General features: G+C 40.6%; 11 protein-coding genes. 8 read left to right on the top strand and 3 right to left on the bottom strand.

The features are described from left to right. Window positions 1–65 precede the first annotated feature (65 nt). Entirely contained in the window at window positions 66–470 is a 405-nt protein-coding gene (locus MTF68_RS17520; protein WP_004586851.1) for an HIT family protein, read from the top strand. 44 nt (window positions 471–514) lie between these two features. Here the strand turns inward: MTF68_RS17520 and MTF68_RS17515 are convergent, their stop codons facing one another. Continuing rightward, window positions 515–2,215: a Zn-dependent hydrolase gene (locus tag MTF68_RS17515; protein WP_248463170.1), complete on the bottom strand. Its 1,701-nt coding sequence runs from the start codon at window positions 2,213–2,215 to the stop codon at window positions 515–517. A gap of 275 nt (window positions 2,216–2,490) precedes the next feature. On the opposite strand from MTF68_RS17515, the gene MTF68_RS17510 reads away from it, so the two are divergent. Continuing rightward, complete coding sequence (locus MTF68_RS17510) at window positions 2,491–3,330, top strand: HDOD domain-containing protein (protein ID WP_004586853.1); 840 nt, start codon at window positions 2,491–2,493, stop codon at window positions 3,328–3,330. Window positions 3,331–3,412: 82 nt separating this feature from the next. Here MTF68_RS17510 and rdgC read toward each other — a convergent pair whose 3' ends face one another. Further along, entirely contained in the window at window positions 3,413–4,321 is a 909-nt protein-coding gene (gene rdgC, locus MTF68_RS17505; protein ID WP_004586854.1) for a recombination-associated protein RdgC, read from the bottom strand. An 83-nt stretch (window positions 4,322–4,404) separates the two neighbouring features. Beyond that, the gene (locus MTF68_RS17500; protein WP_029773775.1) at window positions 4,405–6,162 is read right to left on the bottom strand and encodes a HAMP domain-containing sensor histidine kinase; all 1,758 of its coding nucleotides are present in this window, start codon (window positions 6,160–6,162) and stop codon (window positions 4,405–4,407) included. Window positions 6,163–6,534: 372 nt separating this feature from the next. On the opposite strand from MTF68_RS17500, the gene MTF68_RS17495 reads away from it, so the two are divergent. The 6 genes from MTF68_RS17495 (at window position 6,535) to nrdR (ending at window position 14,132) form a co-directional block, all read left to right on the top strand. Continuing rightward, window positions 6,535–6,903 (top strand): response regulator, encoded by a 369-nt coding sequence (locus MTF68_RS17495; RefSeq protein WP_024031682.1) that lies wholly within the window; start codon window positions 6,535–6,537, stop codon window positions 6,901–6,903. Window positions 6,904–7,132: 229 nt separating this feature from the next. Then, a complete protein-coding gene (gene thrA, locus MTF68_RS17490) occupies window positions 7,133–9,550 on the top strand; it encodes a bifunctional aspartate kinase/homoserine dehydrogenase I (protein WP_248463169.1) in 2,418 nt (805 codons plus the stop codon). A gap of 9 nt (window positions 9,551–9,559) precedes the next feature. Beyond that, window positions 9,560–10,495 (top strand): homoserine kinase, encoded by a 936-nt coding sequence (gene thrB / locus MTF68_RS17485; RefSeq protein ID WP_248463168.1) that lies wholly within the window; start codon window positions 9,560–9,562, stop codon window positions 10,493–10,495. 11 nt (window positions 10,496–10,506) lie between these two features. Then, entirely contained in the window at window positions 10,507–11,790 is a 1,284-nt protein-coding gene (thrC, locus tag MTF68_RS17480; RefSeq protein ID WP_248463167.1) for a threonine synthase, read from the top strand. 270 nt (window positions 11,791–12,060) lie between these two features. After that, on the top strand, window positions 12,061–13,317 hold the full coding sequence (gene glyA, locus MTF68_RS17475; RefSeq protein ID WP_024031685.1) for a serine hydroxymethyltransferase: 1,257 nt from the start codon (window positions 12,061–12,063) through the stop codon (window positions 13,315–13,317). A 365-nt stretch (window positions 13,318–13,682) separates the two neighbouring features. Then, window positions 13,683–14,132: a transcriptional regulator NrdR gene (gene nrdR, locus MTF68_RS17470; RefSeq protein ID WP_004586861.1), complete on the top strand. Its 450-nt coding sequence runs from the start codon at window positions 13,683–13,685 to the stop codon at window positions 14,130–14,132.

Below are 14,132 nucleotides of genomic sequence, written 5' to 3'. Positions count from 1 at the left end.
AGCGTGTGCAACTGCAAATAAATGCTATAAAGTGGCCATTATTAAAGACTAACTAGGATGTGACGATGACGAACCACACTTTTGAACTCGCCCCAGAGCTTAAGCGCGATTGTATAGAACTGGCAGATTGGCCTTTATGTAAGGTGTTATTACTTAACGATAGCCAATACCCTTGGTTTGTATTGGTGCCCAGAAAACCTAATTTAAAAGAGATCATCGATTTATCTGATGCCGATCAAATTGTATATTTAAAAGAGTCGGCCAAACTCAGCAAGCTTATTATGCAAGTGTTTAGCCCTGATAAATTAAACGTGGCCGCTTTGGGTAATATGGTGCCGCAATTACATATTCATCATATTGCACGTTTTACAACTGATGCTGCGTGGCCTGCACCGGTGTGGGGTAAGTTTCCTGCAAAACCATACACAGATGAGCAAATAATAGCGCTAAAAAAAGCGCTGCAGTTATAAACTACAGCGCCTTATTAAACTATTACAAAGTATTACGTGTTGGGTTAGTTAAGGCCTAACACGTCTTTACCTTGTTTAAAGGTTACATCAACCGGAATATTCGCTTGGCTTAGTTTTTCTAAGTCTTTAGCAAGCTCTTCTTTAATATCGCCATGAGTGGTAATTAGTTGATCTACTTTTTCGTAATCGCCGTCACCTTGTAATGTTAAAATTAAGCGCGACAGTTTAGCCATAGCCACGCCCATTTTTTCCATATTTACACGGTATAAACCCTCTTCATTTTTAGAAAAAGCGCCTTCTTGTGCAAAAAAGTTAAAGCGGATCATGTTGGCTTTACCATGTGCGCTTGATGCACCAAAACGTACTGAGCGGAAAATACCCGCCATAAAGGTGGTGTAGTAATCTTCTAATGTGCCTTCGGTAATTTCGCCTTTTTTAAGTAACTGCTCAACCATGTATAAACCTAAAATATCGGCTTTACCTTCTTCAAGTGCACTTGCGTGCTCTTGTAATGATTGGCGCACAGTGCCTTTATTTGTAATGGTGTTTTTAATACCTAGGCCATGAGCCACTTCGTGAAACATGGTATTGGCAAAAAAGGCGTTAAAGGTAATATGCTTACGTTGCTCAGGTACAATTAACTGCTCAGCAATTGGCACTAAAATTTTATCAAATTTTGCACGCATTGCGTTTTTAAGCTGCAGGCGACGAGTGCCTTTTTCAAGCTGTACTTGCTCATCGTTTGGTAAGTTAATGGCAATCGTTTTGCTGCCCGCATTTGAGTGACCTGCATAGTAAACCACATCGTAAGCATTTAAGTCAGCGTCTGAGCCTGGCACTTCTTGCTTATATTTAGCATCTACCGGTAAATCTTTTTGAAGCTCTGGTAAAAAGGCCGCAAATTTAGCTAGGCGCTCGCTCCATTTTAAATCTTTAATTAGTACATACGACTCATAAGCAGAGCGGTAGCCAAAGAGTTGATCTTCGTAGGTTTCAATTGGGCCAATAACCACATCAACTGGGTTATTTTTCATGTCCATCCAGGCAAAGTCAGAACCCTGAAAATCATCTTTTTGTAGTGCATCAGCACGTAGGTTTAAGTAATTGGCAAATTCTTTATCATCGGCAAGCTTACTGGCTTCACGTAATAAATCTGCTGCTTTAGCTAACTCCTCAGCGTATTCTTTTGAGTAAGGCACGCTGTAAAGGTTACCTTGCTCATCACGTTTGATTAATGAATAAAGGCCTTTTTTATCTTCTACGTCGGCGTTATTTAGCTCTTCTTTTGTTATGTCGGCTGGGTAGAATTGTGCGCCAAGGGCTTTTTCTTTGTAACCTGATAAAAACGGTTCGTCACCATTTAAACGATCCCAAGGGCCGTAGTTAATATCAGCAAATTTACGTACTTTTTCATCACTTAGCTTTGCTAAAAAAGCGTCTTTATTATCGCCAAAAGCCTGCTTCCAAAATAGCTCGTCCATAATTTTAGAGGCATCGATAAGCTTAGCAACCATGGCTTTTTGATTCTCACTTAAATGAGATAGGTCGGCTTCTAGGCTAAAGTCGGTGTAAATATTTAAACGTTGTTTATCAATATTAATTAAATCTGGGCCAGCTTGCGCGGCACTTTTTTGAGCAAGTTCTACACCTGTGGCTTCGGTCGAAGAGGGGGCTTGCTCTGAGCATGCACTAAGAAAAACGACGCCTGAGAGTAAAATTGCTTGGCTAATTTTGTTTAAGATCATTTGATTGCCTGTTAAAAAAGTAAGTTTAATTATTTGTACGCTTAAATTTAATTGCTAGCGCGTACAAACGTTTCCTTATAGTGACTGCATTAAAGCAAAACTAAATGGTAAATAGCAAGTGTTTGGCGGTGTACCGCGCCTACAGGCGATAATAACAATTAATTTATATAATTTTCTTAACTTTATCGGTAAGTTAGATAATACTCATTGTATTACTCATTTTATCCGAGGTTAGCAGTTGCATTGCGGCCCAGAAACAAAAGGATGACAGTTCTATGTCTACAGAAAATGCACTATTAACGATTTTGGTTGATAGAATCAATAACGACACTTTGGTTTTACCTACGTTACCTGAAGTTGCAATTAAAGTGCGCCAAGCGGCCGATAACCCTGATGTAAACCTAATGCAAATGTCAGATGTGATTGGGCAAGACCCGGCTCTTTCAGCGCGCATGATTAAAGTGGCTAACAGTGCAATTATGGGCCGAGCGGTTAAGGTGTCTAACTTACAGCAAGCGGTTACTCGCATTGGTTTACGCCAAATTAAAAATATAGCAACCGCAATGGCAATGGAGCAGCTGTTTGTTTCTAATAATGAGCTAATAAAAGGCTACATGAGTAAAGCGTGGCAAAAAACGCTAAATGTGGCGGGGCATTCAATAACGCTTATGGCGTTTTATTTACAAAATAATAAACGTACATCGTTAAATAGTGACGCTATTACGTTGGCGTCGTTGGTATATAACATTGGTGTACTGCCTATTTTAACCGAAGCTGAGCGCCACCCAGAGGTGTTTGCTAACCCAAGCTTTTTAGCGCATGCAATTCAAAAGCTCAGTGGTAAAATTGGTGGCTCAATTATGGGAGCGTGGGAGTTTCCACCTGAATTTGTAAATGTTGCTAGACATTGGGCAGACCCTACGTATCGCCCTGAAGAGATTGGTTATGTTGATTTTATTCGTATTGGCGCTATCTTAGAGGGGACTTTACAGGTTTCTGATAAATCAGCGGCTTTACAAACCTACATAGATAAAGGCGTTATTCCTTCTATGCAGCTATTTTCAAGTGACGAATACAACGACATGCTTGAAAATGTAAAAGACACATTTAGCTAATTAGCAGTTATAAAGGTAAAAGCAAAAAGCACGACTAAGTCGTGCTTTTTTTGGTTTTAATAGCGCTTATAATTTTAGCGTCTTATAAATCTTCTGCGTCACCTAAACCGGCCGTCAGCTCTTCAAGCAGTAGCTTGATTTCTTCTGAGGCTAAAATAAAGTCAGCATCTAATTTAACTGCCATATCTTCTTTAGGAATATCGGCGTTTTCTTCTTTTAAAGTTTCTGAGTAGCTTAAACGCTTGATAGAGCCATCGTTTTGCAGCATAAACTTCAGGCGTTCTTGCCAATCAAGTGCAAGTTTGGTCACGCGTTTACCATTTTCTAGGTGCGATTTAACTTCATCACACGATAAATCATGACCTTTTAGTTTAACCTGTGCGCCACTGTCGTCGGCTTCTTCTAGCTCAGCATCAAAACCTATAGCAAAGTTTTCAGGGGTGCTGAAGTTAGTTAACCAATCAGTTAAAAATACATCTAGGTCGTAGTTTGCAAAAGCAGGTACTACCGGTAATGTGCCCAGAGACTTACGCAGCAATGCAAGTAGCTCTTCTGCTTTATTAAAACTGCCGCTGTTTACTACAACCCAACCGTTTTCTTGGTCAATAAAAGCAAACTGTAGGCTCGATTTTTTAAACGCTTGAGGTAATAAGGTAGTTAAAATGTTTTCTTTTAACTCGTCTTTTTCTTTCTTTTTAACAGGGCGGTTTTCTTCCGCTTCTATTTGATCTACTTTTTCGGCAACCATTTCATTAACAACAGATGCAGGCAGCACTTTTTCTTCACGTTTGGCACACACTAAAATGCTTTTTTGTGAAAAATGCGCCAGCGAGTCACCATGCTTACCAAATGCTTTTGTCCAACCAAATGTAGAAAGGTCTTGAGAGCCACAAGGGCGAAATACATCTTGTTCTAACGCTTTTTCAAACTCTTCTTGAGTGTACGAAACATCTTGCTTAAAGCGATAACAAATCAGGTTACTAAACCACATAAGGTAACTTTTCCATCTTTTAAATTTGCTCAATCATAGCAATAAAATGGGGTTCTCGAAATGGCTGATTTTAAGCAAAGCCGTTATTGATTAAATAATGGCTTTGGCATGTTTTTAGGAAATTCAATATGGTAATGAAGCCCTTTGCCAGGCTCACTGCTTGCCTCTATTGAGCCGCTAAGTGTTTGCTTAACTAAGTTAAAGGTTATGTGTGTGCCTAACCCACTGCCGCCTTGGTCGCGTTTTGTCGTAAAAAATGGGTCAAACAATTTGGCTAATTGCTCTTTTGTTACGCCATTGCCGTTATCGGTGTAGTCAATAATAAGGAGTGTGTCATCGGCGCTAATATTTATATCAATATTGCCCTGCGCAATATTATCAAAACCATGAATAATTGAGTTCATAATTAAGTTAGTAAAAATTTGGCTAATTGCCCCTGCAGGCAAGTTAAGAACTAAATCATCCGGGCACTGTAAATTTATGGTGTGCTTGGTTTTTTTAAGTTTAGGGTGGAGCGATAAAATTACTTCGTTTAAATAATCTTTAAAGTTAATTGTTCTTACAGCTTCACTGGCTTGGTCTACCGCTATTTGTTTAAAGCTGGCAATAAGCTCAGAGGCTCTATCAAGGTTGGTTGTAAGCAAGCTTGTGCTTTGCTTGGCTTCGTTTATAAACTCTTCTAATGCTTTGGGCGATAACTTTTTTTCTTTGTAGGCATTTTCTAACGTGTTTAAACGCTCTTGTAAAAACGATATAGCAGTTACACCAATCCCTATAGGTGTATTTATGTCGTGTGTAATACCGGCGACTAATCCGCCTAGTGCAGCCATTTTTTCGGTGCCTACTAAGCGCTCTTGAGCAAGGCTTAGCTCGTCAAGGTAGCGTTCAAGCTCTTTTTGTTTAGTTAATAATTCTTCTTCGGTATGTCTGCGTAAATCAACTTCTTCGGTTAGTACCAGCTTTTGTTTTTCTAGTTCGTACTTTTGCTGTTGTAAATCCATCATAGCTTGGCTTAAGTTTGACGTTTTACGGGCAACATCTTGTTCAAGCTGTATATTGTGCTGGTCGAGCTTTTCGTTACTAACAATCAACTCACGTTGGGTATGCTCAAGCTCTTTTCTGTATTGAACTACTTTATCTATTAAGTTATTAAAAGACTGCTCCATAACGTTTAGCTCGTTATGCTCTTCGGTCTCAATGTCTATGTGTTGACCTTCTAAGTCATCAAGCTCTAAGTTTTCTATTTGATCGGTTAACTCGTTTAAAGGGTCGGTGAGCAGCTTTCTAAATGCCATTAAAAACAGAATGATCAAAAAGGTGGTTTTGATCATGGCGTTACCAATTAAAAAGTAAATAGATACCATTATTCGGCTAAATACCACATCGCGGCTAGAGAACAAGGTCACATCACCTACTTGAGTAGCGCGTCCCGAAAATTCAAAAATTAGGGGGAAGGTATAACCAAAGAGACCCGATTTGGTGTCCTCTATAATGACTTCCTCTTGTACGAGTTGTTGGTTATAAAGTTTGTGTATATCAAGAGAGCGCCCCAGCTGCGAAATAATTTCACCGCTGTCGTCGCGCACTATAATGCCCTCCACCATAGGTATAGCAAGTAAGCCTTCTGCGGTTGTAATTGTTTGCTTTGTGTTTAGTTCCCAAATTGCGCGTGTTAAGCTTCGGCTAAAGGTTTTTTGCAGCGTACTTAGCTCATCACGAATGTAGTCTTTAGTATTTACAAATTCTGCAAGCACCTGTCCACATGTCACCACAAAGGTAAGCAAAAAATACACTGATAAAACATTAGTTAACAATTTCTTAGAAAGGCTTTTTTGTAACATATGGGATTTACTCATCCGGTGTAATTATATCTAAGTTGCAATTTCTAACTTAAAAGTTAGTCAATAAAACCTTAAAAATAAATAAAAAATTTATATTTTAAAGAGATAGCCCAGCTATTGAGTCGTTTTGTTTTAATAATAGTGCACTAAACTGATTTAAATTAATTTTAATGGCTACTGAGATTACAAAAACGATGATTTTTAATAGGCAGCTAAGGCAATTATTAATAATGTTTGACGTTTTACTGTAAGGTTACAGTATTACATTATGCGAACAAGCAAAGTGTTAGAGTTTTAGGAACGTGTTAGAATAGCAAAAACCAACGGACGGCTCGTTTTTATAATTTTTAGAAGGTTATTTTAGTAGTTAACATGATGAAATTTTCTATATTAGTGTGTGATGACTCCACTGTTGCACGCAAACAAGTTGTGCGTTGTTTAAATGAGTGCGTGAGTGCCGACATTCAACAAGCCGCAAACGGGGCCGATGCGCTGGCGCTTTTACGCTTGCAGCAATTTGATCTTTTGTGTTTAGACTTAACCATGCCAGAAGTTGACGGTGTACAAGTGCTAGAGCGCATTAAAGCAGAAAAAATTGAGTGTTTTGTACTGGTGATCTCCGCTGATATACAACAACAAATGAAGCAAAAAGTCGCGCAGCTTGGTGCTATCGACTTTATAAATAAACCTATTAATAAATCGGCTTTAAGTGAAGTTTTGCATAAATTTGGCATTCATTAGGTTTTTTCATGTTCAAAAAGGCTGTTTTATCTTTTAATTTGGGGTTGACAGCATAGCCTTTGTTAAGGCAGTCTTAGCTCTATGAAAACAATTAATCGCGCACTGACCATTATTATTACAACCACCATTCTTACTGGATAGTGGCATAGGTCGGTGCAACAAATTTAAAGGCCTGTGTTCACTAAGAACACAGGCCTTTTTTCGTTTTATGGGATGAGGAACATAAATAATGCGCGTTTTAAAATTTGGAGGCTCTTCGCTTGCCGACTTTGCCTGTTTGCAACAAGTAGCTTTGCTGGTAAAAGCACAGTTAAAAGATGAAATGTTACTGGTACTTTCTGCACCCGGAGGTATGACTGATTCATTAGTTGCGCTGGCCAGTGCCGCTGAGCAAGGTCAAGATTTTTCTCAGCAATGGCAAGCTTTACTAAGCCGATGCGAGACATTAAAAGCAGAAGTAGAAAAAAGCAGTGGCGAAGTAACAAACTGGCCAGATTTTAATGAGCTTAAAAATAAGCTAGATGGTGTGGCGCTTATTAAGTGTTGCCCAGATCAAATTCGTGCTTTTGTAATTAGTTTTGGTGAGCGTGTTAGCGTATCGCTAATGCAAAGTTTATTAAGCTCGCACAATGCACAATACCTTGAAGCAACGCGTTGTGTTGCCTCTACTGGTGGTTACATTGATGCTGAGGCCGACTTAGTAACGAGTAAAGCACGCTTTCAAGCAGTACTTAAAGAAAACCCAGCCACCATTTACATTATGCCAGGCTTTACAGCAAGCAACGAGCATGGCGAACTTACTACACTTGGTCGTAATGGCTCTGATTACTCGGCAGCTATTGCAGCGGCATGTTTAGATGCTGAAATTTGCCAAATTTGGACTGACGTTGATGGTGTGTACAGTGCTGATCCGCGCTACATCAAAAAAGCAACTAAAGTTGATTTCTTATCTTATAAAGAAGCGATGGAGCTTTCTTACTTTGGCGCTAAAGTACTTCACCCTAAAACCATTTTACCGTGCGCGAAAGCGGGCGTACCCTGCGAAATTAAAAATACCCATAACCCAGATGCTCAAGGGTCATTAATTGGTAACGACTATTCATCTGATGAGCCAGTAAAAGCGCTTTCTAGCTTGCAAGACTTAGCAATGCTTACCGTGTCAGGTCCTGGCATGAAAGGTAAAGTGGGCATGGCCTCTAAGGTATTTAATGCCCTTGCGCACGATAACGTATCGATAGTATTAATTACTCAATCATCGTGTGAATTTAGCATTAGCTTTTGTGTGCACGAAAGCGATTTAGCGCTAGCACTAGAAGCCTTACAAAGTGCATTTGAACTTGAATTACAAGCAGGCTTAATTGAGCCGGTACAAGTACAACGTAATCTTGCCATTGTCACTTTAGTGGGCGATAACATGCGCGCACACAAAGGTTTAGCAGCACAGTTTTTTGCTTCTCTTGCACAGGCCCAAGTAAACATTGTAGCCATTGCGCAGGATTCTACAGAAAGTGCTATTTCGGCGGTTATTGATGGCGAGCTGTGTAACGATGCAGTGAAAATATGCCATGAAAACTTTTTTACGCACGTCCCTTCAATTGACGTATTTTTACTTGGCTGTGGCTTAGTAGGTCAAGAGCTTATTTCTCAGTTAGAGCGCCAGCAAGCGTGGCTTGAAAAACGTAATATTAAGTTAAACCTATATGGCGTTGCTAATTCTCGTCAATTGCATTTAGACAGCGAAGGTATTGCATTTGATGACTGGCAGCAAAAGCTTGCAGCATCAGAGCAAGCGTTTGATTTAAATTTAGTTGAGCAGTTTGTAAAACAAAATCACTTAGTAAACCCTGTGCTTGTAGATTGTACGTCTTCTGATGCGCTAGCAGCTCAGTATGTGGATTTTTTAAATGCGGGCTTCCATGTGGTTGCCGCTAATAAAAAAGCAACAACCAGCTCGTACGATTATTACCAAGACTTAATTGCAGCAACACAAAAAAATAACCGCAAGTTTTTATACGAAACAAACGTAGGTGCAGGCTTACCGGTAATCGATAACCTACAGTCGTTATTTGGTGCAGGTGATGAGTTACTTGAGTTTAGCGGTATTTTATCAGGCTCACTGTCGTACATGTTTGGTGCACTAGAAGATGGTTTATCACTTTCTGAGGCAACTATTAAAGCAAAAGAAAGCGGTTTTACAGAGCCAGACCCACGCGATGATTTATCGGGTACCGATGTAGCACGTAAGTTACTTATTATTGCTCGCGAAGCCGGCATGAAATTAGAGCTTAGCGATATAGAAGTAGAGTCAGTATTGCCTCAAGGTTTTGCACAAGGCGACAGCGTAGATGAATTTATGGCTAAACTGCCAAGTTTAGACGCTGAGTTTAACGACCGTATTCAAAGTGCGGCGGCAGAGGGCAAGGTACTGCGTTATGTAGGTACAATTAAAGAAGGCCACTGTAAAGTAGGTATTGAAGCGGTCGATTCATCGCATGCATTAAATGTAATTCGTGATGGTGAAAACGCATTAGCTATTTTAAGCCAGTATTATCAACCACGCCCATTTGTAATTCGTGGTTACGGTGCAGGCTCTGCAGTAACCGCTGCAGGCGTATTTGCCGACGTATTAAAAACGTTATCGCGCTAGGAGAACATTATGATAGAAGTATATGCTCCGGCGTCTATAGGTAATTTTGCAGTGGGCTTTGATGCACTTGGCGCAGCGCTTGCGCCTATTGATGGCAGCTTATTAGGTGATGTAGCCGTAGTAAGCGCCGCAGCAAGTGATGAGTTTGTTTGCTCTGGCGAATATGCGCATAAGTTACCAAGCGATGCGAGCGAAAACCTAGCATATCAATGTTTAGTGCATTTTAGAGCGCACGTTGCGCCAGATATGGCAAGTGTAAAATTAGAGCTTAAAAAGAACTTACCAATTGGCTCAGGGCTAGGTTCGAGTGCGTGCTCGGTGGTAGCAACCTTTGCTGCGCTTGATAAGTTTGCTCAAACCAATTTAAGCCAAGTTGAGCTGATTGAATTAATGGCTGATTTTGAAGCTATAGTCAGTGGCGGGCGTCATTATGACAACATCACCCCATGTTATTTAGGGGGCTTACAGCTTACAGGCGATTTAATTCCTGATAAGTCAATCGCTCTACCAGTTGATGAAAACTGGTACTACGTAGCGGCGTTTCCTGGGTTTTCGCTTAATACCGCAAAGGCACGCTCGGTATTACCTAAAGAGCTAAGCATGCATGCAGGGGTTGAGTTTGCACAGCGTTTATCGGCATTTAGCAGTTTGTTATTAACGCAGCGTTTTGATGATGCATTGAGCATTATGCAAGACGATATAGCAGAGCCGTACCGAGCACCGTTAATAACAGGGTTTAGCGAAGCGAAAGCAAATTTGCCAGCGCTTGGTGCAGAAATTGTCAGTATTTCAGGTGCAGGCCCTACGTTATTTACAGTGTGTAAAACATTAGAAGCTGCTGAAAAATGTGCGCAGTGGTTAGCGCAAAACTATATAAATGAGCAGGGCTTTTGCCACATTTGTAAATTAGATAACGACGGCACGCGTCAATTAACAGTTTTATAGGATAGGCATTTATGCAATTACATAATTTAAAAGAAAATTCTCAAAAAGTGTCGTTTGTTGAAGCGGTAAAAACAGGGCTTGGGCGTAATCAGGGGGTATTTTTCCCTGAAAGCTTAGCGCCACTCGCCGATGTAGATGCGTTATTAGATATGGATTTTGTTACCCGCAGTAGCAAAATTTTATCGCACCTTATTGGTGATGAATTACCCGCTGATACCGTTGCTCAAATGGTTAAAAATGCGTTTAACTTCCCCGTAAAATTGGTAGAGGTTGAAGACAATAACTATTGTTTAGAGCTTTTTCATGGCCCTACGCTTGCGTTTAAAGACTTTGGCGGGCGCTTTATGGCTGAGTGTTTAGCACAGTTTAATCAAGGCGAAAAAGTCACGATTTTAACGGCAACCTCTGGCGATACTGGCGCTGCTGTTGCACATGCGTTTTACAACAAGCCAAATATAGATGTGGTTATTCTATACCCTAAAGGCAAAATTTCGCTTGCTCAGCAAAAGCTATTTACTACGCTTGGCAACAACATTCATTGTTACGCGGTTGATGGCAGTTTTGATGATTGCCAAGAGCTGGTTAAAAAGTCGTTTTTAGATGACGAAGTTAAATCTACACTTGGCCTTAATTCAGCTAACTCAATCAACATTAGCCGCCTAGTGGCACAAGTATGTTATTACTTTGAAGCCATTGCTCAGCTACCAAAAGAAAAGCGTGCTACAGCGCATATTTCAGTCCCTAGTGGTAACTTTGGTAATGTATGTGCCGCCATGATTGGTGCTGTAATTGGTTTGCCGGTGGGTAAACTAAGCGCGACTACAAATCAAAACGACACTGTGCCACGTTACATGCTTGATAAAAATTGGGCGCCAAATGCCACACTTGAGTCGCTTTCAAATGCGATGGATGTAAGCAAGCCAAATAACTGGCCACGTGTGCAAACAATGTTAGATAATAACTGGTTTAGCTACGATAATTTTTACTCAACCAGCGTGAGCGAAGAAAATACGCGAGCAGTGATGAAAAATATTCAACAAACTGGTTATGTTGCAGAGCCGCATACCGCCATTGCATACCAAGGTCTTGTAGAGAATAAAGCACCCGGCGCAGCAGGTATCTTTTTAGCAACTGCTCACCCTGCTAAGTTTAAAGATAGCGTAGAAGAGATTCTAAATATTGAACTTGATATGCCAAAACCACTTAGCGACGCGCTTGCTAAACCTTGTTTAGCAAGCGACATTAACCCTGATTATGAAGCGTTACGCACTGAAATACTCGCTAAGTTAGGCTAACTAACTTAGCGTTAAAAAAGCGGCTTTGGCCGCTTTTTTTGTATTTTGAACGCGCTAAATAAAGTATTTATCATTAAGTAATTAAATGTAAAAAATAAAAATCATTTAAATTATTAATGCATTTATAAAAAAATATCATCTTAAAAACGCTGTGAAATAGATTCAATCCCTGTTTAAATATCCTCAACTTAAGAGCGTAGGCAAAGAGTCGTTTAAAGCGTACAATAAAGCCTCTAAAAAACACCATACACGTTGCCCTAGGAGACCCCAATGTTAGAACGTAGCATGAATATTTCGGATTTTGATCCAGAGTTATTTGACGCGATAAACAAAGAAACTGCTCGCCAAGAAGAGCACATTGAATTAATCGCATCAGAAAACTACTGTAGCCCACGCGTACTAGAAGCACAGGGTTCACAGCTTACAAACAAATACGCAGAAGGTTACCCGGGCAAACGTTACTATGGCGGTTGTGAGCACGTAGACGTTGTTGAACAACTTGCAATTGATCGTGCTAACGAGCTATTTGGTTCTGACTATGCAAACGTTCAGCCACATGCGGGTTCTCAAGCAAATGCAGCTGTTTTCTTAGCATTATTAGAAGCGGGCGACACTGTACTTGGTATGAGCTTAGCTCATGGTGGTCACTTAACGCACGGTTCACACGTAAGCTTCTCAGGTAAGCTATACAATGCAATCCAGTACGGGCTAGACGAAGCAACTGGCGAAATTGACTACGCACAGGTAGAAGCGCTAGCACTTGAGCACAAACCAAAAATGATTATTGGTGGTTTTTCTGCGTACTCAGGTATTGTTGATTGGGCTAAATTCCGTGAGATTGCTGATAAAGTAGGTGCTTACTTATTCGTTGATATGGCTCACGTTGCTGGTTTAATTGCGGCGGGTGTTTACCCAAGCCCAGTACCTCACGCGCATGTTGTAACAACAACAACACACAAAACATTAGCAGGCCCTCGTGGTGGTTTAATTATTTCTGCTTGTGGCGACGAAGCAATTTACAAAAAGCTTAACAGCGCTGTGTTCCCAGGTGGCCAAGGTGGTCCTTTATGTCACATTATTGCTGCAAAAGCAGTGGCATTTAAAGAAGCTCTACAACCAGAATTTAAAACATACCAAGCACAAGTAGTTAAAAATGCTCAAGCTATGGTTGCTGTTATGCAAGAGCGCGGTTACAAAATCGTATCTGATAAAACAGAAAACCACTTATTCTTACTTGATTTAATCGATAAAGATATCACAGGTAAAGATGCCGACGCAGCGCTTGGCAATGCAAACATTACTGTGAACAAAAACTCTGTACCAAACGATCCTCGCTCACCGTTTGTTACTTCTGGTTTACGTATTGGTTCACCTGCAATTACGCGTCGTGGCTTTAAAGAAGCTGAATCGAAAGAACTTGCTGGCTGGATTTGTGACGTATTAGACAACATCAACGATGAGTCAGTACAAGCGCAAGTTAAAGAAAAAGTTAAAGCAATTTGTGCAAAACTACCTGTATACGCTTAATTGCATAAGCAGCAGTAATTTAGATCACAACAAGGGGCCTGTTTACCTTTCGAGGTTTAATTTGCAGTGGTATGTTTGGTTTTTAGGCAAGGCAGAGTCTATGTAGTGTGGTTACTCCACACAAATAGGCGATAACGCAGCATAAATGCCAAACATGCACTGCCCTCGGGTTCGTCCTAGGGGTGATTTACTCTTTGTTGCTCGGTTTTTACTTAGCCCACTAGGTTACAAACCTCGCGCCGCGATCAAATCACCCCTAGATAGAACAAATTTAATCCTGAAAGGCCAACAGGCCCTATTTTTTTGCTAAGATAAAAGGCCGCTAAATAGCGGCCTTTTTTGTTTTAAAACGGAAGTACCGAGTTATGCATTGCCCATTTTGTACCGCAAAAGATACTAAAGTTATTGATTCTCGCCTAGTCGGCGGAGGCCACCAAGTTCGCCGTCGTCGTGAATGTAACGAGTGTCACGAGCGATTTACTACCTTTGAAGGCGCCGAGTTAGTTATGCCACGTGTGATTAAGCAAGATGGCAGCCGAGAGCCCTTTAATGAAGATAAACTACTCAATGGCCTTAATCGCGCCCTAGAAAAACGCCCTGTTAGTACAGAGCAAGTGGATGAAGTGGTTAATATTATTAAATCGCAGTTGCGTGCTACCGGCGAGCGAGAAATATCAAGTCACCTAGTGGGTGAGTGCATAATGGAGGCGCTTAAAAAACTGGATAAAGTAGCCTATGTGCGGTTTGCCTCTGTGTATCGCTCGTTTGAAGATATACGCGAATTTGGTGAAGAAATTGCCCGTTTAGGGGAGTAA

The organism is Pseudoalteromonas sp. 2CM37A (assembly GCF_023161885.1).
GTDB lineage: Bacteria > Pseudomonadota > Gammaproteobacteria > Enterobacterales > Alteromonadaceae > Pseudoalteromonas > Pseudoalteromonas atlantica.
This window is presented reverse-complemented; position numbering and strand designations above follow the sequence as displayed.